Here is a 20,347-nt window from a genome sequence, read left to right on the forward strand (position 1 = left end):
GATGTCCCGCCAGAGCAGCGCCCCGTCGGTGAGCGGTGTTATAGGCCCCCCACCCAACACTGTCAAAGACCTTTTTGCATTTTTTTTACTTTTTTCCATCATCTTGCCATTATTCAGCTTCAGACATGCCGCTGATCCCGCAGAAATGGGGGATTCTTGGGGGATTTCTTCTCGAGAACAATATTGACAGGAATCGATAAATACAGCACCTTTGCGGGGCAGAGTTATTGAGGTTCCTATAAATACAACAAAAATGGCCCCCTTATATAGTAGGGGGGCTGTAATGGATTCCGGAGCAAGACGTGTGACGAGCAGATTCCGCACAGCCACATTTGTGGTCAAAGCAGCCGCGAGCTGCAGTGTATCGATTCTTGCCCTGGGGGGGCTTCTTTATTGGTTATCCGGTAGCGAACCGGTTGCGGAAGATCTCGCGACCGACATGCTGAAGGCCTCACCAGAAGTAATCGCAACACTTAAAACCGATTTAATGACCAGTGAGTACGAAGCTGTTGGTGCCGTACCCACCGAGATTTTATCAGAAGATCATATCGCGACAGATATCGAGAGACTCGTAACAGTATCTCCCGGGGATACTCTTATGAGTCTGTTGGTTGCTGCAGGTGCAACAAGGACAGAAGCGCACGGTGCGATCAACGCGCTTTCAAGTGTCTATTCCCCGCGCAAGATTCGCCCGGGCCTTGATATCGCTCTTACCTTTGCCCCGCCGTTGGAAAGTATTGCAGAGGAAGAAGAAAGCCGGGATGTCGGACCGCTGATGGCCATGCAGTTTCAGCCCAGTGTCGAGCGCATCGTCAAGGTCAGCAGTACCGAGGGTGAAAGCAATAACTATATTGCTGAAGAAATCGAACGCCCTTTGACCATGAAGACCGATTATAGCACAGGCATTATTGACAGCAGTCTTTATCTGGCGGCAACAGAATCGAACGTTCCGAACGACATTCTGATCTCGCTCATCAGAGCCTATAGTTACGATGTCGACTTCCAGCGCGAAATTCAGACCGGTGATCGTTTTGAAGTGGTCTATGAAGCCTACTACGATGAAGATGGCAATCTGGCAAAAACCGGAGAGATGATCTATGGAAGCCTGAACCTTTCCGGGACGGATATGAAGCTTTATCACTTCACCCCCGCAAGCGGCTTCACCGATTATTTCAACAGCAAGGGCCAAACAGCCAAAAAAGCCCTGATGCGTACACCGATTGATGGCGCCCGTCTGTCATCCGGTTTCGGCAAGCGTAAACACCCTGTACTTGGCTACACCAAGATGCATAAAGGCGTCGATTTTGCGGCTCCCCGGGGCACACCTATATATGCAGCAGGGGATGGCGTCATTCTCAGAGCCTCGCCCTACAGCAGCTATGGCAACTACGTCAAGATCCGCCATCACAGCGGATATGAGACAGCCTATGCGCACATGAACGGGTTTGCCAAAGGGATCAGCAAATCCAAACGAGTGCGCCAGGGGCAGGTCATCGGGTATGTTGGCACCACAGGTCGTTCAACAGGTCCACACCTGCACTATGAAGTGCTGCTGAACAACAAACAGGTCAACCCTCTGGGCGTAAAGCTGCCCGCAGGTGAAAAACTGGCCAAAGCGGATCTGAAGAATTTTGAGGCCGCAAAGAAAGACATCGACAAGATGATCAAGAAACTTTCGGAGCCTGCAGCTATTGCCAGTATCACCCCCTGATACGGCACACCTTGCTCGGGAAACCATGCCTCATAACGGAAAATGAAAAAAGGACCGCCTAAACCAGCGGTCCTTTTTTATTAGTATCCGGAACTTTTCAACAGGTCTCCGCTCAGAAACTTGCTGTTGATACCAGACTCTTCCCATCGAGTGTCAGTCCGGCATCGTCTGTGGAGACTTTCAGCAGGTCCCCGTCGACAACCTCCCCCTCAAGAATGAGAGATGCCAGCGGATTCTGCAGTTCTTTCTGTATCACCCGTTTCAGCGGGCGCGCACCGTAAACCGGATCATATCCCTTGTCGGCAAACCAGGCGATCGCTCCCTCGTCCAGCTCGATCCGGATATCCCGCTGGTCGAGAAGCTTGCGCAAACGATCCAGCTGGATCTCGACAATCCCGCTCATATGACGGCGTTCCAAACGGTGGAACAGCAACACCTCATCCAGACGGTTAAGGAATTCCGGACGGAAGGCAGACCGCACCACTGTCATCACCTGATCGCGCACAGCGACACTATCTTCCCCTTCAGGCTGATTCGCCAGGATTTCCGAGCCCAGATTCGATGTCATGATGATCAGGGTATTGCTGAAATCTACAGTGCGCCCCTGGCCATCCGTGAGCCGGCCATCATCAAGAACCTGAAGCAACACATTAAACACGTCAGGATGTGCTTTTTCGACTTCATCGAACAGGACAACCTGGTAGGGACGCCGCCGGACTGCTTCGGTTAAAGCCCCACCCTCTTCATACCCGACATATCCCGGAGGGGCCCCGATCATACGAGAGACAGCGTGCTTTTCCATATATTCAGACATATCAAGCCGGACCATGGCCGTATCATCATCAAAGAGGAATGATGCCAGAGCCTTGGTCAACTCCGTTTTCCCAACTCCGGTTGGTCCGAGGAAAAGGAAAGACCCAATCGGGCGATTCGGATCCTGTAACCCTGCGCGTGAACGGCGCACAGCATTGGAAATTGCCACAATGGCATCTTTTTGCCCGACAACCCGCTGATTGAGCAAAGTTTCCATCTGCAACAGTTTCTCGCGTTCACCTTCCAGCATTTTGTCTACGGGGATTCCCGTCCAGCGCGAAACAACCGCAGCAATCATCTCATCGCGCACTTCTTCGTTCAGCATATGGCTTTCGCCAGCCTCTTCTGCTTCAGCCAGAGCCCGCTCCAGGGTTGGCAAACGCCCGTATTTAAGCTCACCAGCCTTTTCCAGGTGCCCATCACGTTCCGCCCTTTCCAGCTGGATTCGGGCCTGTTCAAGCTCTTCCTTGATTTTCTGCGCCCCCGCCAGCTTGTCTTTCTCAGCCCGCCAACGGCTGGTCAGACTATTACTTTTCTCCTGCAGATCTCCAATCTCTGTTTGCAGTTTTTCAAGGCGATCCCGGGCACCCTTGTCATTTTCTTTCTGCAAGGCCGATTGCTCGATTTTCAGCTGTATAAGCTTGCGGTCCATTTCATCGAGTTCTTCAGGCTTTGAATCCACCTCCATCCGCAGGCGGCTTGCCGCCTCATCTACCAGATCAATCGCCTTGTCCGGTAGGAAGCGGTCCGTGATGTAGCGATTGGAAAGCGATGCTGCCGCCACAAGGGCAGAATCCGTAATCCTGACACCGTGATGCAGTTCGTATTTTTCTTTCAAGCCACGAAGAATCGAAACGGTATCTTCCACATTTGGTTCCGCGATAACCACGGACTGGAAACGACGGGCCAAAGCCGCATCCTTCTCAATGTATTTGCGATACTCATCAAGAGTGGTCGCTCCCACACAATGCAGATCGCCACGGGCCAGAGCAGGTTTGAGCATGTTGGAAGCATCCATTGCCCCATCGGTCTTCCCCGCCCCGACAAGGGTGTGCAATTCATCAATAAAGACAATGATCTCGCCGCTTGCTTCCGTGACTTCCTGCAAAACAGCTTTCAGGCGCTCCTCAAACTCGCCCCGGTATTTTGCACCGGCGACCATTGCCCCCAGATCGAGGGACATCAGCTTCTTGTTCCGCAGGCTCTCGGGCACATCCCCATTGATGATTCGCAGCGCGAGTCCTTCAACGATGGCGGTTTTTCCCACCCCCGGTTCTCCGATCAGCACCGGATTGTTTTTGGTACGTCGCGAGAGAACCTGAATCGTCCTTCTGATTTCCTCATCCCGCCCGATAACCGGGTCGAGCTTTCCGCTACTGGCCAAGGCTGTCAGGTCCGTAGCGTATTTTTTCAAGGCATCATAGTTATTTTCAGCTGTCGCTGTCTGTGCCGTTCTTCCTTTACGCAAATCATTAATTGCCGTGTTAAGCCCCTGGGCGGTAACACCTGCATCTTTCAAGATTTTGCTGGAAGCTGTCTCACTGGACAGAGCAAGCGCCATCAATAACCGCTCAACCGTCACAAAGCTGTCCCCAGCTTTCTTGGCGATGGTTTCTGCCTGTTCAAAAACCCGGGCTGTCTCTGGGGCCAGATAAATCTGTCCAACATCAGCCCCGCTAACCTTCGGGAGTTTGCCGAGTTCAAGCTCGACCCCGTCAAGCGCACGCCCGGCCTGCCCGCCGGAGGCTGCAATCAGATTTGCGGCCAGCCCTTCATTATCATCAAGCAAGACCTTGAGCAGGTGTTCTGGCGTCAGGCGCTGATGGTTTTGACGTTGCGCCAATCCCTGAGCAGCCTGAATAAAACCCTGGGTACGTTCGGTATAGTTATTCAAATTCATTTCTCTAAGCCCTCTCCGCCATACCTGTAAAACAGCGCACGGTCGTTGATGCCAAACCAATCCATCACCCACAATAGCAGCCTGATGGAACCCTGACGTTGATATTCATCACCCGTCAAAATTTATATGGGAAAACAATCCGCTGCTTACAAGATTTCCAACAAGAATTTCCGGGGTATTTTCGAGGATGTTTCCGGGGATGTTTCCGGGAGGAGTCTTGACCACAAACATCTCTTTTCATCAGACAGCGACGGTTCAGGCTGCTGAAAAAAGAAAACCCTGCCCGAAGGCAGGGTTGGGAAATCCCAAAGTTACGTCAGGAGAGATGAGTACATACCCAGAAGGAACAGAGATCATCAAAAGCCGTATTGGCCTGATGCATCTTCATGTCTTCCCCGGTAGGAACTACAAGAAGGACCTTAGTCGATGCAGAAAATTGATGCAACTGAAAATCATTCTCATTTTAGATTTTTTTTATTTCTCACTGTAATTTCTCAATGCAAACCATGACCTCCCCCTTTTCAACCCCGTCTGGGACAGGGGTTTTGCCAAGGCTCAACTTAAATCCTTGTTAAAACACTCTAACTACGCAGAATGGAAGAAAACATCCGGGGATTACCATGACCAGAGAACTACATTCCATCTATCGCTATCCTGTAAAGGGACTCAGTCCGGATTCTCTGGAAAAGGTCGCGGTCAAGGAAGGTCAGCTATTCCCGAATGATCGCCGTTTTGCCATTGCCCATGGCACAACGGATTTTCCCGAAGGTCCGAACTGGATGCGAAAAAGCCACTTCCTGATGCTGGCCCAAAACCCCAAGTTGGCACAATTGCTCTCCAGTTATGATGAAGAGACTGACATGCTCATTCTCCAGCGGGCAGGTAAAAAAATATCCCAGGGCAAGCTTACCGATATGACAGGCCGGATGTTGTTGGAGCAATTTTTGGCCAGCTTTCTGGGATCTGATTCCAGAGGAACGCCAAAAATTGTTGAAACACAGGGCGCTGCTTTTACCGATATTCCTGACCCGCATATCTCTTTGATCAATCTTGCCAGTGTCAAAGACCTTGAACGGGTTGTCCGCTCCCCGATTGACCCCATGCGCTTTAGAGGGAACCTCTATCTCGAAGGGATAAATGCCTGGGAAGAAAACAACTGGATAGGGAAAAGAATTGCGATTGGAAAGGTAGAGCTGGAAATACACTCCGCAATCGGGCGCTGCTCGGCAACCAATGTGAATCTGGAAACGGCAGAGACAGACCTGAATATTCCCAAAAGCCTTCAGTCCGGTTTCGGGCACAGAAATATGGGAGTGTATGCCAGAGTTATCAAAGCAGGTACTCTGGAAAGAAAAATGCCAGTAACCCTTTTATAGTTACTGGCATCCGTTTCTCTAGCGATTCCGGGTGAGACGTTTTATCTCACTATCCGTCCAAGCTTAGCGCCTAGGCATCTTCCTTCACATTATCTTTCCCTGCGTCTTTAGCTTCGACAGCAGTCTTTCGGGGGCGGCCGCGCCCACGCGGCTTAGGAGCCTCTTCCTCACCGACAACGGCAACCTTACTTGCCGGTGTTGCGCGGGGACGACGTTGTTTTGGCTTTGCAGCAGGAGCTTCTTCTCCACCTGATGCCAGCGGCAATTCCACAGCAACTGCCGGCTGTTTGTCCTGAACAGGAACTGTAGGGGCAACTGGCTCTGGTTTTACAGCCTCAGCAGCAGGCCGGGCGTCCACCTGGCGATTCTCTGGCTGACGATTATCAGACTGACGACTTTCTGGCTGACGATTATCAGGCTGGCGGTTACGCTCGTTATTATCGGAGCGTTCATATCCCGAAGATCCATCTTGTTCATTATAACGCTGACGACGTGAGCGAACACGGTTGTGTTGCTGCGGCCTTCTGTTGTTATCTGATCCCGAAACAGAGTCAGCCTCAGATCCAGTAGAAGCTTTAACTTCTTGTCCGGTCTCGGTGCTGTCACTGTTCTCAAAATCGCCGTCATCCCGCGCACGATTGTTGCGGTTTTGCTCTGCCTGCGGATTCCGCTGTCCCGTATTCGGATCTGTGGAATCATTCATGATGCGATGATAATGCTCGGCATACTGAAAATATGATTCAGCCGCAACCCGATCGCCACCAACCGTCGCATCCCGCGCCAACTGAAGATACTTTTCTTCAATCTGCGTGGCGTTTCCACGAATGCGTCCGCCGGGGCCGTTGCTGTCAAACACGCCATTGCGCGACTGCTGCGGCTTACGGCCATTGTTATTGTTAGACCGACCACGAGGGCGGCGATTCGAATTATTAGAATTGTTGGAGTTCTGCTGTCTCATCATTCGCTAGCTAAATGTAAATGCTAAATCACGGGTAGCCGAAAACGTCACGGTTTAAACAAGCCCTGACGACGTTTAAGTCAAATTGTCGGCGATTACCCCCGGGGCTCCCCGCGCCCCTTCCATAAAAAACACCGTAAAGCTATATTCCCGGCTTTCCAACCCCTAAAAATCTTTTTTGTGCTTTTCTTTTCAAGTCAGGCTATCCAGTGCCCCAAAGATCAGGCTGTAGCTTTTCGCGCGATACAGGCCCGTGCGATACCACCAAGATCTCTTCCCGCTGCTTCACAGATCAATCCGTAATCAGACATGATCTGGTTGATCTGATCGGCTTGCCCGATTCCGGCCTCGATCACCAGAAAGCCCCCAGGAGACAAACGCTCGACAGCCTGGGGAATAAGCGCCCGGTAATCCAGCATTCCATCCTCACCAGCGAACAGGGCCATAGGGGGATCATAATTCAAGACCTCAGGTTCCAAATCAGCCTTTTCCCCTTCGCCGATATAGGGAGGATTCGAGATGATCACATCCCAATCCCCGCCGAGCCCATTACACCAGTCCCCGACACGGAAGCTGGCTCGATCAGACAAGCCTAGATCCGTCGCATTCAAAGATGCAATTTCAACCGCCCCAGGTGAAAGATCCACACCAACTCCGATAGCTTCAGGTAATTCATGTAACAGGGTCAGAAGCAAACAGCCCGTTCCGGTTCCCAGATCAAGTATTCTCACAGGTTTTCCTGCCTGGGACACCCGCTCCAGTACAGTAGAGATCAGAGTTTCACTATCCGGGCGCGGATCCAGTGTATCAGCGGAGATGCGAAAAGAGAGGCTCCAGAATTCTCGTCGCCCGAGAATCCGGGAGACCGGTTCCCGAGAGACCCGCCGAGAAATCATGGCATCAAAGCGGGCACAATCAGCCTCGTTCACGGGATGTTCAGGATACCCCAATATAAACGAAGGCTCTTTTCCAAGGGCCGTGGCCAACAGTATTCTGACATCCAGCCGTGCGCCCTCGATCCCGGCAGCCTGCAAGCGGGTCAAGGCATTCTGTAAACATGAAGCGACTGTCATTGTTGCCATGAGCTTGATAACTTTTGCAGCTATGCGATTTCGGCCAACCTTGCCGCCTGATCTTCAGAAATCAGGGCAGAAAGAACCTCGCCCAATGCCTCGCCAGCAATAATCCGGTCCAGCTTATAAAGCGTCAGATTGATCCTGTGATCAGTCACCCGCCCCTGTGGGAAGTTGTAAGTTCTGATCCGCTCAGAGCGGTCTCCGCTTCCAACCTGCGATTTCCTGTTAGCAGCATGTTCGGCTTCCTGGGTACGACGTTGGTGGTCATAGAGCTGGGTCAGCAACATCTTCATCGCCTGCTCCTTGTTCTTGTGCTGGGAACGACCGTCCTGGCACTGGACAACAACGCCACTGGGAATGTGCGTGATCCGAACAGCAGAATCTGTCGTGTTCACGTGCTGTCCACCCGCACCCTGTGACCGGTAGGTATCGATCCGCAGATCAGCCGGATTGATATGTACGTCAACCTCCTGGGCTTCCGGCATCACCGCAACGGTAGCAGCAGAGGTATGAATACGTCCTCCGGATTCTGTTACGGGAACACGCTGCACCCGATGGACACCGGATTCAAACTTGAGATTGGAAAACACTCCCGCGCCGGAAATAAGGGCCGTGGCTTCCTTGACACCGCCAATCCCGTTCTCTGAATAATCCAAGGCCTCGAAGCGCCAGCCAACAGCTTCTGCATAGCGCTGATACATACGAAAAAGCTCGGCGGCAAAAAGACCGGCTTCATCGCCACCGGTTCCCGCCCGGACTTCAAGAATCGCGTTACGCTCATCGTCCATATCTTTGGGCAAGAGCATTATCTGGACTTTCTTTTCCAGCTCGGGAAGCTGCTCCTTCAGATCATGGTATTCCTCCTGAGCCATCGCCTTCATTTCCGCATCGGCATCAGGTTCGTTCAACATTTCCTTGAGATCTAGCATATCAGCCTGAAGACGCCGTAATTCCTGAACCGCCTCGACCACATCCCCAAGATCAGAAAGCTCGCGCAGCATCTTGGTATAATTGCTTGAACCCGGATCAGAATGCGTCGATACGACAGCATTCAATTCATCATACCGCGCAACTACTGCGTCTAGTTTGTCATCGAACTTCACGTTCAGTCCTCTTTTGCATCATCATGCCCGGCAGATTCTCCACCGGGGCTCTCAAGGCGGAACAGACGGCACAACGCCTGGTCCAGTATTTTCTGCGCGTCAGGATTCTCTGAGGCAGTCTCTTTTAGAACGGCCAGCGGATTATGCAACAAACGATTAATCAACAAGCGTGTTGCAATCTCGGCATCATCACCGCACTCAGCCAGAACCTGTGTTCGAAGACTTTCAAAATGTTGTCTGACCAGTGAAATACCCGGCACGGCCTGCCGTTCTGCTTTCTTGCGCAGAAAGAATTGCATTTCCTGGCCAAGAACTTTCCACGCCGCCATCATAGCAGCCTCACGGTGCGCCTTGCCCTGACGGGCGACATTTTCCAAATCAAGCAGATCATAGGAAAAAGCACCATCAAGGTTATTCACTTCCTTCTCAACCTCGCTCGAGGGCGTTGTATCGATCAGGAAAAGAGGTTTTCTTTTGCGTTTCTTCAGCGCCCTTTCAACCAGATCCCGGGTGAAGAGCGAATCTCCGCCACCGACTGCAGAAATGATTATATCACTCTGCTCCAGCGCCTCTTCAAGTTCCCCCCATGCTCTGGCTTCTCCCCCGAGCCGGAAAACCGCGGTTTCGCTTCTCCCCGCTCTTGGATGAGCAATAAGCAGCTTTTTTATACCCGCTGAAAGAAACTCACTGCAAAGCAGTTCCCCCACTTCGCCACTGCCGGTTAACAACAAGCTGCAGCGGCCCAGATCCCCATGGACACCTCGCGCAACCTGCAAGGCGGAAGAGGCAAGACTGATTGGCTGCTGGGCAATTGTCGTTTCGGAACGTACCCGTTTTGCCGCTGCAAGACTGGCTTGAATAATACCATCAAGAAGCGGGTCCAGAAGTTCAAGTGTCTGCGCCCGTCTGACACAATCCTTGACCTGACCGAGAATCTGGGGTTCACCAACAACCAGGCTATCAAGGGACGCAGCAACAGCAAAGATATGACGAAGCGCATCAAGTCCACGATGGCAATAACATTGCTTGCGTAGAAACTCTTGTTCAAGTCCGGCCTCACCTGCGATCAGCGCTGTATAATAATCCTGATCGGCGTCTGCCCCTTTGCTCAATAAAAAATCGAACCTTTCACAGGTCGCAATCAGAACAACACCGTTCCTGCCGTCGGCCTTCAGCTCTTTAAGCACACTTTCATAATCGGGTTCCTCGACAAAAAGCCGATCCCTCAGACGGCGACCTGCAGTTCGCGCGTTCACACCAATAACCGTCAGACCTTCCAGAGGTGCTGATTGCTCGATCAGGGGATGTTCAGGAATGAAGGGTGGAATTGAAATCATCTGCGATCGCTGAAAAAAAGAACAGGGGCCATTCTAGGCCCCTTTTCCCCTGGCTGTACAGAACCGTGATCCTGTTGATCAGCGATAAATCGACAGTTTCTCAACCATCTCGTCCAGCTTGACCAGCGACTGCTCTCCAGAGACAAGATCTCGAAGGGTTGCAGAGTTCTCAGCCAATTCATCGTCACCCATGATAATCGCAGCACAGGCATTCAGTTTATTCGCCCGGATCAGACGTTTTTTCAGATTACCACTGTACCCATGCTCAATCCGGAACCCGGCAAGACGCAGATTATTGGCCAGTACCAGAGCCCGTTTTTCTGCTTCTTCTCCCATAGGAATAATCGCCACAGGCCGCGGTTCGGCAATTTCCCGCGTCATCAACATAGACAGCCGTTCCACACCGGATGCCCAGCCAACGCCAGGAGTTGCCGGCCCACCCATTGTCTTGATCAGGTCGTCATAGCGGCCACCCGCCAGCACAGTCCCCTGCGCCCCCAACGCGGTAGTCGTAAATTCAAAGGCGGTGTGACAGTAATAATCCAGACCACGAACCAGCCTTGGATTGATCGTATAGGGGATATCCAACGCGTCCAGACCGGCCCGGACCTCGGTAAAAAACGCCCGGCTATGGTCATTCAGATAGTCAGAAAACACTGGCGCATCGGCAACCAGTTTCCGGTCGCCCTCATCCTTTGAATCGAGGATCCGCAAAGGGTTTTTTTCCAACCGATTGAGGCTGTCTTCCGAAAGCTGATCACGATAGGCCGAAAAATACTCTATCAAGGCCGAACGATAGGCAGCCCGGCTTTCACTGTCGCCCAAAGTATTTAGTTCCAGCACGGTATTTTCATAGACACCAAGCTCCTTAAGGAACTGAACTCCCAGAGAAATAACCTCGATATCGCCTTGTGGCTTATCCACACCAAGCAGTTCGACACCAGCCTGGTGAAACTGTCTCTGACGGCCTTTCTGTGGACGCTCGTGACGGAACATCGGGCCACAATAAAGGAATTTGACCGGCAATTGCTGGCTCAGGCCATTCGACATGAAAGCGCGCGCAACACCAGCTGTGTTTTCCGGACGCAGGGTAATCTCTTCACCTTCCTTCATTTCGAAGGTGTACATTTCCTTGGTCACAACATCCGAGGTATCACCCAGAGTTCTTTTAAAGACCTCTGTTTTCTCGAAAATCGGGGTGGCAATTTCATCAAACCCAAAACGGTCTGCGACAGCCCGTGCAGTTTCCAGTACCTCGCGATGCCGACGCATTTCTGCTGGCAGAAGGTCATGCGTACCACGAACTGGTTGCAGAGAAGACATGGCTTGGGTTCTCCTGAAATAGCCTGAAGTTTATAGGAATAATTCAATCGGGATGGTTATAGGGAAAAGCACCGATAAAGTACAGCGGCCTTAGACATCACCCGGAACAACGCCTGAGCAGTCTAATGCCCCATCTGAACCGGCATCTCACCCCGGGCGATTGCAGCTTCGATCTCTTCAGCCTTTTTTTCAATCATGCCAACAAGATGATCCACAATACTCTTGTCCTTGAGGCGGTGATCCTGCAAGCCACCAACATAGATCTGATGGGTGTTGTTGCCACCACCAGTCAGGCCGATATCAGTCATGGTCGCTTCACCAGGACCATTGACCACACAGCCAATCACGGAAACCGTCATTGGTGTGGTGATATGGCTCAAACGTTCTTCGAGTGTCGCAACCGTATTAATCACGTCAAACTGCTGCCGGGCACAGGATGGACAGGAAATCACATTCACCCCCCGATGGCGTAGCCCCAGAGATTTCAGGATATCAAAACCAACCTTGATTTCCTCAACCGGGTCTGCCGAAAGAGATACACGCAAGGTGTCCCCGATTCCGGCCCAGAGCAGGTTTCCAAGACCGATTGACGATTTAACGGTTCCCGTGCGCAATCCACCTGCTTCGGTCACACCGATATGCAGCGGATAGTCACATACCTCTGCCAACTGCATATAGGCAGCGACCGCCATAAAGACATCCGAGGCCTTGCAGGAAATTTTAAAATCACGGAAATCGAGATCTTCCAGAATCCGGATATGCCCCAGTGCTGATTCAACCATGGCCTCTGGGCAAGGTTCCCCAAAGCGTTCCAGCAGGTGTTTTTCCAACGACCCGGCATTGACACCAATACGCATCGAGCAACCATGGTCCCGCGCCGCCTTGACGACCTCGAGGACCTTTTCGCGCTTGCCAATGTTTCCCGGGTTGATGCGTAGACAGGCCGCGCCTGATTCTGCAGCTTCAATTGCTCTCTTGTAATGAAAATGAATGTCCGCAACAATCGGCACAGAAACTTCGCGAACAATTTCCTTAAGCGCCCGCGAAGACTCTTCATCCGGGCAGGAAACCCGCACGATATCCGCTCCGGCTTCTTCCATCGCATGTATCTGGGCAACCGTTGCTTTCACATCGGTCGTCAAGGTATTGGTCATCGACTGCACCGAAATAGGCGCGTCTCCCCCCACAGGCACCTTGCCTACCATCACCTGTCTGGATTTGCGGCGTTCAATGTCACGCCAGGGCCGTATACTCATCACACTCTCTTTTCATGCCTTGCAAAGCAGGTGAAACATGCGCTTTCCCTGATGAAAATTCAAGTCGCGTACAAAGAATTAACATCCCGGAAACGAACCACACCATTCATGGCGGTCCCGGATCGATAAAAAGATATCGCCAGAAACAAGATCCTAAACAAGACCCTAAACAAGAATGGTGCCGAAAATTCGGCACCATTCAAAATTCATAAGTATATCCGGAAAAGTTGCGCGTTACTCGCCGCGGAGAACTTTCTGCAGTCCATCGACGGAAAGCGGGACATCCCGACGCACTGCACCCGGGGCACCCAATAAAGGAAGGTCTTTGCCATTGAGGCTAAAAATAATACCTCCGGCATTACCTGTTGCCATCACAAGGCCATCCCGTTGAGGAACTTTGTATTCATCTCCGGCTCTGAGAACCTGACTAAAGACGACTTCCCCCTTGCCATCGACAATATGCATCCAGGTGTCACGTTCGGCCCGGATCGCGATCGGAGAAAGAACACCTTCATCCCCAAAAACCTGTGGCTCAGGTGGCGAAGGCGGGCTAACCGCCGGGGTTGTTGTCACCGCGCCAACCGCGTTTTCACTGGGCACAGCTCCCGCAGGTGTTGCCGCCTCTTCAGCAGCAGTTGCCGAGGATGCTGAACTGCCAGAGATTGTCGCACCCGCATTATTTTCAGGTGACACGGCAGGCGGGATTATCGGCTCAACCTCCGTGGCAGGGGCAACATCAGCTGCACTCCCTGTCGTATCATCAGGCAGACTCTCCGGGCTCTCTTCTTCATCCTGTCGTGTCGCAGATTCGTCTGCTCCGGATGGCACCACCGCAATCTCCGGACTTTCAGGAGAAATCGTTGCTTCTGCACCGTCTGCGTTCGAAACAGGCTCTGGCTCAGCCGTGGCTGGAGTATTCGCAGAACTGGTCGTGACCTCTGCCCCGGTTTCGATGTCTCCTTCAACGAGCGGACTGTCTGATGGACTGGAAACAAAGGGCACCCATTCCGGCAAACCCGCTTCATAACGGGAAAGCGCAACCCAACCACCATAGGCTGCAGCAAGTAAGACTGCAGAGGTAAGGATCAGGGCAAAACCAGGGATTTTACTCTCGGGAACAGGGGTTGGGAAAACCAGCTTCTGACGGTTCCCATAGTGTTCCACTTCCTGTTTGAACTGGCGAACAATCTCGTCTTCATTCAGGTTCAAATAGCCTGCATAGGTTCGGACAAAACCATAGGCATAGGTATCCCCCGGCAAGCTGGCAAAATCACCGCGTTCAATCGCTTCAAGAAAGACATATCGGATACGGAGGACGTTAGCGACGCCTCGCAAATCCTGGCCGCGCTTCTCCCGTCCGGTTCGCAGAATTTCTGCGACCGTCACTCGCGACTGACCAAGTCCGGAACCATCTGTTTCCGGAGCATTTTCCCGTAGATCTTCCATTGCTTCCACAATCCCCCTCCGTACAGCAACTGGCCATGGTCAACACAAAGCGAACCCACCCATGGAGTGCTATCGGAAAGTTGTAGCAAATTCAGTGGGAAACGACAAACAGTTCCGCTTTATATCACAACGCCGGATTTTTTCGCGTATTCTTCCAGTTTTTCCCGCAGACTGTGATCTGCTTCATCAAGCAAACCGGACATAAAGTCGGTCACCTGTGCCACGTCAAGCGAACAGACCATTTTCTTGACAGCTGACACCTGAAGCGCCGGCATGGAAAGGGACCTGAAACCACAGCCAATCAGGGCCATGGCCTCCAACGGCTGAGCTGCCATATCACCACAAAGGGAAAGATCGACACCCGCCGCTGCCGTGCTGTCTGCAATAGTCCGCAACAACTTAAGAACACCAGGATTAAGTGCATCATAACGCCGCGCAAGTCGCGTATTTCCCCGATCCGTCGCAAAGACAAACTGCAACAGGTCGTTACTGCCAACAGACAGAAAATCCACTTCGCGACAGAGCGACGGCAGCTGCCAGACAAGGGCTGGCACCTCAAGCATCGCACCAACCCGGATTTTTTTAGGCAAAATACCACCAATAGAGGTTTCGCGCTCGAGTTCACGATCAAGAAGGGCTTTGGCCGCAAGAAACTCTGCTGTTTCTGCAATCATCGGAAACATGACATTAAGGTCACGGCCTTCGCAGGCACGGATCAATGCCCGCAGCTGTTGCCTTAACAACGCTGGCCGATCCAGCCCTATGCGAATCGCCCGCCATCCCATGGCAGGGTTCTCCTCGGCAACCGTGGACCAATAGGGAAGAACCTTGTCTCCCCCGACATCCAGTGTCCGGAAAACAACCGGTTTTCCCTCTGATCGGTCGATAACCTTGCGGTATAAATCCGCCTGATCTGCCACACCGGGAAACGACTGCCGCACCATAAAAGGAACTTCTGTGCGGTAAAGGCCGACACCATCAGCCCCTGCAGCATGCATATGAGGCAGGTCGATGAGCAAACCGACATTGACGTTCAGGGAAATCCGGTGACCGTCCAGACTGACAGAAGCAACATCCCGCGCTGCGGTAATCTCTTCCCAGCGGACTTTCTTGTCTTTCACATTCAGACGCAGTGTCTTCAGAACGTCTTCTTTGGGGCGGACAAAAACCTGATCATTTGTTGCATCCAGGACAAGGGTATCCCCTTCGCGTATGCGCGAAAGAACGTCCCGGCATCGGCCAAGAATCGGCAGTTCCAGCGCCTGAGCAACCAATGCAACGTGGGCTGTCGGGGATCCTTCTTCAAGAATAACGCCCTTGAGGCGATCCCAGTCGTAATCAAGTAGTTCCGCAGGCCCCAGCGTCCTGGCCAACAGGATAAATTCATCTGGCAGTTCGGGCTTTTCGTCACCCAGACCAAGAAGATGGTGCAACAGGCGATTCGCAAGATCATCCAGATCTGCCAACCGTTCCCTCAGATAGGGATCGCTGATCTTGCCCATACGCGAACGGGTCTCGTTCTGGATTTTCTGAACCGCGGCCTCGGCGGTCATGCCGCCAACCCGGATCGCTTCAGTGATTTTACCAACCCATCCGCGATCTTCTGCAAACATCCGGTATGTTTCCAAGACCTCGCGCTGCTCGCCCAGCGCTGCAATTTCGGTTCTTGTCAGCATCTCATCAATAGATGAACGCATCTCGGCAACTGTCACTTCAAGCCGGCGAACTTCGTCTTCAGGATCATCCGCAATAATACGGCTGATCACGATGCCACGATTATGGAATACCGCCTGACCAATGCCCAGTCCCTCGTTCAGACACAGGCCTTTCAGGCGATCAGGTTTTTCCCGTTCCTCCAGGCTGCCCTGGGTTTCAATTGCCGAAACCGTAAGCGCGCCTCCGGATATCAGTTCCGCCAGAACCATGGCAATGGTTTCCAGGGCTTCGACTTCTTCCTCGTGGTAATGACGGTGGGTGACATTCTGGACCGCAATAACCCCCAGAACCCGGCCACTGCGCAGGATCGGCACCCCGAGCATGGACTGATAGGGTTCCTCGCCGGTTTCTGGTCGGTAGGCAAAGTTAGGATGTCGGGGAGCGTCAGAAACCGCCATGGGCAAAGCCAATGCGGCAACTTGCCCGACAATCCCTTCACCTTTATGGAGGCGGGTTTTATAGACGGCCTCCGGTTTCAGGCCTTCGGTCGCGGCAAGCTCGAGAAAGTCACCTGGTCGCATGACATAAATCGAACAGACTTCAGCATCCATATCCCGGGCAATAAGCTCGACTGTCTGACGCAGACGGTCCTGATCAGTTGACTTGCCCTTCATCTGATCACGTAAAAGCTTCAGCAGACGACGTGAACCGCTCCACGCTGAAGTTTTTACGTCTTTACCACTCATAAGACCCGCTTTCCTTGATGCCCTGTTTCTGACCTGACAATACGACGCTTTCGGTGCTTCTTAGTGATTAGGCAACCTCAGATCCCTTCCCCGGCCAGTCCGGAAATATTCCGGTCAAGTCTTATGGTAGAGCTCTGAGGTTCGCGGTATCAGTCTTCAGCATCCAGTCCATAGGCTGTATGCAGGCTGCGAACTGCCAGTTCTGTATATTCTTCAGCGACAAGGACCGAGATCTTGATCTCTGATGTCGAGATAACCTCGATGTTAATCCCCTTCTCAGCCAGGGCCGAAAACATTTTCTGCGCAACACCTGCATGTGAACGCATACCAACACCGATAACTGAAATCTTGGCAACGGACGGGTCAGAATCAAGACTTTCGTATTTCAGACCAGCATTGTTTTCCAAAACCTGGATCGCGCGCTTCAGTTCTGCCTTGGAGACAGTGAAAGTCATATCCGTGGTTTTTTTATCAGCTGAAATATTCTGCACGATCATATCAACATTGATCGCGGCCTCGGTAAGGGGGCCAAAGATACTGGCCGCAACACCGGGAGTGTCCGTTACTTTACGCAGAGTGACCTTAGCTTCATCACGGTTATAGGCGATACCGCTTACAATTGCCTGTTCCACAATCTCATCCTCATCAACAACTAGAGTTCCCGGCTTATCTTCGAAGCTGGAAAGAACCTGTACCCGAACGCCGTGTTTCATGGCCATTTCGACAGACCGGGTCTGTAAAACCTTCGCCCCCTGAGAAGCCAGCTCAAGCATCTCCTCGTAAGTGATCTTGTCCATCTTACGTGCTTTGGCGACAATTCTGGGATCTGTCGTATAAATTCCATCCACATCGGTATAGATATCGCAGCGATCAGCCTTCAGGGCCGCGGCGATGGCAACAGCAGAAGTATCGGACCCCCCGCGCCCCAGCGTGGAAATCCGGCCATCTGGACCAACCCCCTGGAAACCGGCAAAGACCGCGACCTGACCTTCACCAAAGCGACGAATAATTTCATCAACTTCAATGCGTTCGATCCGGGCACTACCATGCGCACCGTTTGTGATGATACGTGCCTGCCATCCCAACCAGGAACGAGCGTTAATCCCCATCTCCTGCAAGACAATCGCCAATAGACCGGAGGTTACCTGCTCCCCCGAAGCGACAACAGAATCATATTCACGCAGATCATAAAGCGATCCCGCTTTCTGGACATAGTCAACCAGCTGGTTGGTAACACCTGCCATGGCAGATACAACAACGGCGACTTCGTTGCCGGCATCAACCTCTTTCTTCACGCGTTGAGCTGCGTTACGGATTCGATCAAGATCCGCGACCGAGGTTCCACCGAATTTCATTACGACTCGGGACATCAGGACCCATCCTGTATGGAAATACTAAAATCAGTTTCCCGTGCGAGAAAAACCCTCTGCAGACGGTTGCTCTCTCGGGTGGACATATCCATACTCTGCACGGCGCGACGAGGCAAGAGTAGGCAAAGGAAAAACCACGACATTTACAGCAAGAATGCTGTAGATTTTAACTTTAGTCACCTACCTGTCACGACTGCATAATGTACCAAGAAACCCACACGACAGAACGAAGTCCCGAGCAAAAGCATGACCATGGCAAAAAAGATCGAAACCACTCAGGAGTCACCACTGCAGGATGATGCCGCAGGCATTACGGTAGATCCGCAGGAAATCTCCAAATTTGCCGCCATGGCCGAGGAGTGGTGGGATCCCTTGGGCAAGTTCAAGCCACTTCACCAGTTGAACCCGGTACGCATCTGTTACATCCGCGATCATCTCGCCAAACGGCACAATAGAGATATTACCCGGCGTTTTCCGCTGGAAGGCCTCACCATCCTCGACATCGGCTGCGGAGGGGGGTTGCTCTCGGAACCGCTCACGCGTTTAGGAGCAAAGGTAACCAGCATTGATGCCTCCCACCGGAATATAGAAATTGCCCGGCTTCATGCCGAAGAGACCGGACTTGTCATGGACTATCGCCATATGACAGCCGAGGATCTGGTGGAGACCGGCGCCCAATTTGATGCCGTCATCAATATGGAAGTTATTGAGCATGTCGCTGATGTCGAAGCCTACTCCAACTCCTGCGCCACGCTGGTCAAGCCTGGCGGGGTCATGTTCGGTTCGACCCTGAACCGGACAACCAAATCTTATCTGCTTGCAATTGTTGGTGCAGAATACCTCTTGCGCTGGGTTCCCCGGGGCACCCACGAATGGAACAAATTCCTGCGACCATCCGAGTTTGTAGACCTATTGCGGCGAAACGGCCTTGCAACCCAGGACATTATGGGTGTGGTTTATAACCCGCTTCAGGACAAATGGTTCCAGGACGCAAAAGATCTTGATGTCAATTACATGCTGGTTGCTGAAAAACCGCTATAAAGCCGATCTTCGTCTCGTACCGGCGGGGTGCAACAGGTTGGAAACATCTGAATCTCAGGCGTCGGCTTTGGGTTTCCAGGGAATCTGTGCAAAGGCCACACCTTCTTCCTTTAATTCCTTGGCATCCACCTCACTGGCTTCGCCATAGATGTTCGTTTTATCTGATTCCCCATAGTGAATTTTCCGGGCTTCTTTGGCAAAGTCCTTGCCCACATAGTCAAAATTGTCCTCGACGACCTTCTGGGCCTGAGCCAAAAATTTTTGGACTTTGGCAAGATCATCATAGGATTTTGTCTTTTTCTCACTCTTCGCCAGGCTGACATTCGGCGCCATCAAGGCCTTTGAAACGGCCGTGGAAGCACAGTTTGGGCAAGAGATAACGCCGAGATCCGACTGGCTGCGAAAGGCCGCGCTATCCTTAAACCAGGCTTCAAAAACGTGATTGTTCTCACATTTCAGATCAAAAAGAATCATGTCCGTCCCGCTTTAAACACACCAACACACACACTCCATAGATGGTTATTGCCGCAGTGCTTCTCAATGGTCAAGCTATCTCGGATCAGGCGAGCGACGTCCCCCCATCCGGTTGTTTATTTCTATCTTGGCAAAGTTGCCTTATCCTGCCCCGCAGGATACCCCGCTTCATAACTTCCACGAGCACGGCTACTGGCGACAATCTATGACTGATCCCTCCCCCTGGGTGCTCCGCTTTGCACCCTGTATCAAGAAAGACTCAACCGTACTTGATCTGGCTTGTGGCTCTGGTCGACATGCCCGTCTCTTCTTAATGAACGGACATTATATCACGGCTCTGGACAAGAACACAGAAAACCTCGCAGATATCAGGGATTTCCCCGGAGTCGAAGTCATCCAGTCCGATCTGGAAGACGGCTCGCCTTTTCCCCTCTCCGGAAGAAAATTTGGTGGTGTAATCGTCACCAATTACCTGCACCGCCCCCTGCTCCCCCTTCTTGCAGGTCTACTTGAGCCCGGGGGCGTCCTCATCTATGAAACCTTCATGCTCGGTAATGAAAAATTCGGACGTCCGAACAATCCCGACTTTCTTTTGCGCTCACAAGAGCTCCTCGAAAGCTTCCGGGACAGCCTGACGATCAAGGCATATGAAGAAGAAATCCTCGGCAGTCCCACCCCGGCAGTTGTCCAGAGAATCTGTGCTGTAAAACCCGGAGCATAAAAAAAAGCCGCAAAGCTCTGGAGATTTCCCCCGTCGCTCC

At 52.2% G+C, this 20,347-nt stretch carries 16 protein-coding genes; 5 read left to right on the forward strand and 11 right to left on the reverse strand.

Annotated elements, in window-relative coordinates:
- The first annotated feature begins 304 nt into the window (after positions 1–304).
- On the forward strand, positions 305–1,711 hold the full coding sequence (locus O4H49_RS15235; RefSeq protein WP_269424298.1) for a M23 family metallopeptidase: 1,407 nt from the start codon (positions 305–307) through the stop codon (positions 1,709–1,711).
- A 112-nt stretch (positions 1,712–1,823) separates the two neighbouring features.
- Here the strand turns inward: O4H49_RS15235 and clpB are convergent, their stop codons facing one another.
- On the reverse strand, positions 1,824–4,424 hold the full coding sequence (gene clpB, locus O4H49_RS15240) for an ATP-dependent chaperone ClpB (RefSeq protein WP_269424300.1): 2,601 nt from the start codon (positions 4,422–4,424) through the stop codon (positions 1,824–1,826).
- A 217-nt stretch (positions 4,425–4,641) separates the two neighbouring features.
- Here clpB and O4H49_RS15245 point away from each other — a divergent pair, with 217 nt between their 5' ends.
- Together O4H49_RS15245 and O4H49_RS15250 are read left to right on the forward strand one after the other, a co-directional pair.
- Entirely contained in the window at positions 4,642–4,914 is a 273-nt protein-coding gene (locus O4H49_RS15245; RefSeq protein WP_269424301.1) for a hypothetical protein, read from the forward strand.
- 130 nt (positions 4,915–5,044) lie between these two features.
- Positions 5,045–5,800: an MOSC domain-containing protein gene (locus tag O4H49_RS15250; RefSeq protein ID WP_269424302.1), complete on the forward strand. Its 756-nt coding sequence runs from the start codon at positions 5,045–5,047 to the stop codon at positions 5,798–5,800.
- Between the two features lie 70 nt (positions 5,801–5,870).
- Here O4H49_RS15250 and O4H49_RS15255 read toward each other — a convergent pair whose 3' ends face one another.
- The 9 genes from O4H49_RS15255 to O4H49_RS15295 form a co-directional block, all read right to left on the reverse strand.
- Positions 5,871–6,656 carry a DUF4167 domain-containing protein gene (locus tag O4H49_RS15255; RefSeq protein WP_419715232.1) on the reverse strand — a complete coding sequence of 262 codons (786 nt, stop codon included), beginning with the start codon at positions 6,654–6,656 and terminating at the stop codon, positions 5,871–5,873.
- 323 nt (positions 6,657–6,979) lie between these two features.
- Positions 6,980–7,840, reverse strand: coding sequence for a peptide chain release factor N(5)-glutamine methyltransferase (prmC, locus tag O4H49_RS15260; protein WP_269424303.1), 861 nt, complete (start codon positions 7,838–7,840; stop codon positions 6,980–6,982).
- A 20-nt stretch (positions 7,841–7,860) separates the two neighbouring features.
- Entirely contained in the window at positions 7,861–8,937 is a 1,077-nt protein-coding gene (gene prfA / locus O4H49_RS15265; RefSeq protein ID WP_269424304.1) for a peptide chain release factor 1, read from the reverse strand.
- A 2-nt stretch (positions 8,938–8,939) separates the two neighbouring features.
- Positions 8,940–10,274 (reverse strand): glutamyl-tRNA reductase, encoded by a 1,335-nt coding sequence (hemA, locus tag O4H49_RS15270; RefSeq protein WP_269424305.1) that lies wholly within the window; start codon positions 10,272–10,274, stop codon positions 8,940–8,942.
- 78 nt (positions 10,275–10,352) lie between these two features.
- Entirely contained in the window at positions 10,353–11,597 is a 1,245-nt protein-coding gene (gene hisS, locus O4H49_RS15275; protein WP_269424306.1) for a histidine--tRNA ligase, read from the reverse strand.
- Between the two features lie 122 nt (positions 11,598–11,719).
- Positions 11,720–12,853, reverse strand: coding sequence for a flavodoxin-dependent (E)-4-hydroxy-3-methylbut-2-enyl-diphosphate synthase (ispG, locus tag O4H49_RS15280; RefSeq protein ID WP_269424307.1), 1,134 nt, complete (start codon positions 12,851–12,853; stop codon positions 11,720–11,722).
- A gap of 234 nt (positions 12,854–13,087) precedes the next feature.
- On the reverse strand, positions 13,088–14,299 hold the full coding sequence (locus O4H49_RS15285) for a helix-turn-helix domain-containing protein (RefSeq protein WP_269424468.1): 1,212 nt from the start codon (positions 14,297–14,299) through the stop codon (positions 13,088–13,090).
- A gap of 119 nt (positions 14,300–14,418) precedes the next feature.
- Positions 14,419–16,701: a phosphoenolpyruvate--protein phosphotransferase gene (gene ptsP / locus O4H49_RS15290; RefSeq protein ID WP_269424308.1), complete on the reverse strand. Its 2,283-nt coding sequence runs from the start codon at positions 16,699–16,701 to the stop codon at positions 14,419–14,421.
- 149 nt (positions 16,702–16,850) lie between these two features.
- Complete coding sequence (locus tag O4H49_RS15295; RefSeq protein WP_269424309.1) at positions 16,851–18,071, reverse strand: aspartate kinase; 1,221 nt, start codon at positions 18,069–18,071, stop codon at positions 16,851–16,853.
- A gap of 246 nt (positions 18,072–18,317) precedes the next feature.
- Here O4H49_RS15295 and ubiG point away from each other — a divergent pair, with 246 nt between their 5' ends.
- Positions 18,318–19,112 carry a bifunctional 2-polyprenyl-6-hydroxyphenol methylase/3-demethylubiquinol 3-O-methyltransferase UbiG gene (ubiG, locus tag O4H49_RS15300; RefSeq protein WP_269424310.1) on the forward strand — a complete coding sequence of 265 codons (795 nt, stop codon included), beginning with the start codon at positions 18,318–18,320 and terminating at the stop codon, positions 19,110–19,112.
- Between the two features lie 54 nt (positions 19,113–19,166).
- Here the strand turns inward: ubiG and O4H49_RS15305 are convergent, their stop codons facing one another.
- Positions 19,167–19,586, reverse strand: coding sequence for a DUF1178 family protein (locus O4H49_RS15305; protein ID WP_269424311.1), 420 nt, complete (start codon positions 19,584–19,586; stop codon positions 19,167–19,169).
- A gap of 205 nt (positions 19,587–19,791) precedes the next feature.
- Here O4H49_RS15305 and O4H49_RS15310 point away from each other — a divergent pair, with 205 nt between their 5' ends.
- Positions 19,792–20,307 (forward strand): class I SAM-dependent methyltransferase, encoded by a 516-nt coding sequence (locus O4H49_RS15310; protein WP_269424312.1) that lies wholly within the window; start codon positions 19,792–19,794, stop codon positions 20,305–20,307.
- Positions 20,308–20,347: the final 40 nt, after the last annotated feature.

The organism is Kiloniella laminariae, assembly GCF_027214005.1.
Lineage (GTDB): Bacteria > Pseudomonadota > Alphaproteobacteria > Kiloniellales > Kiloniellaceae > Kiloniella > Kiloniella laminariae_A.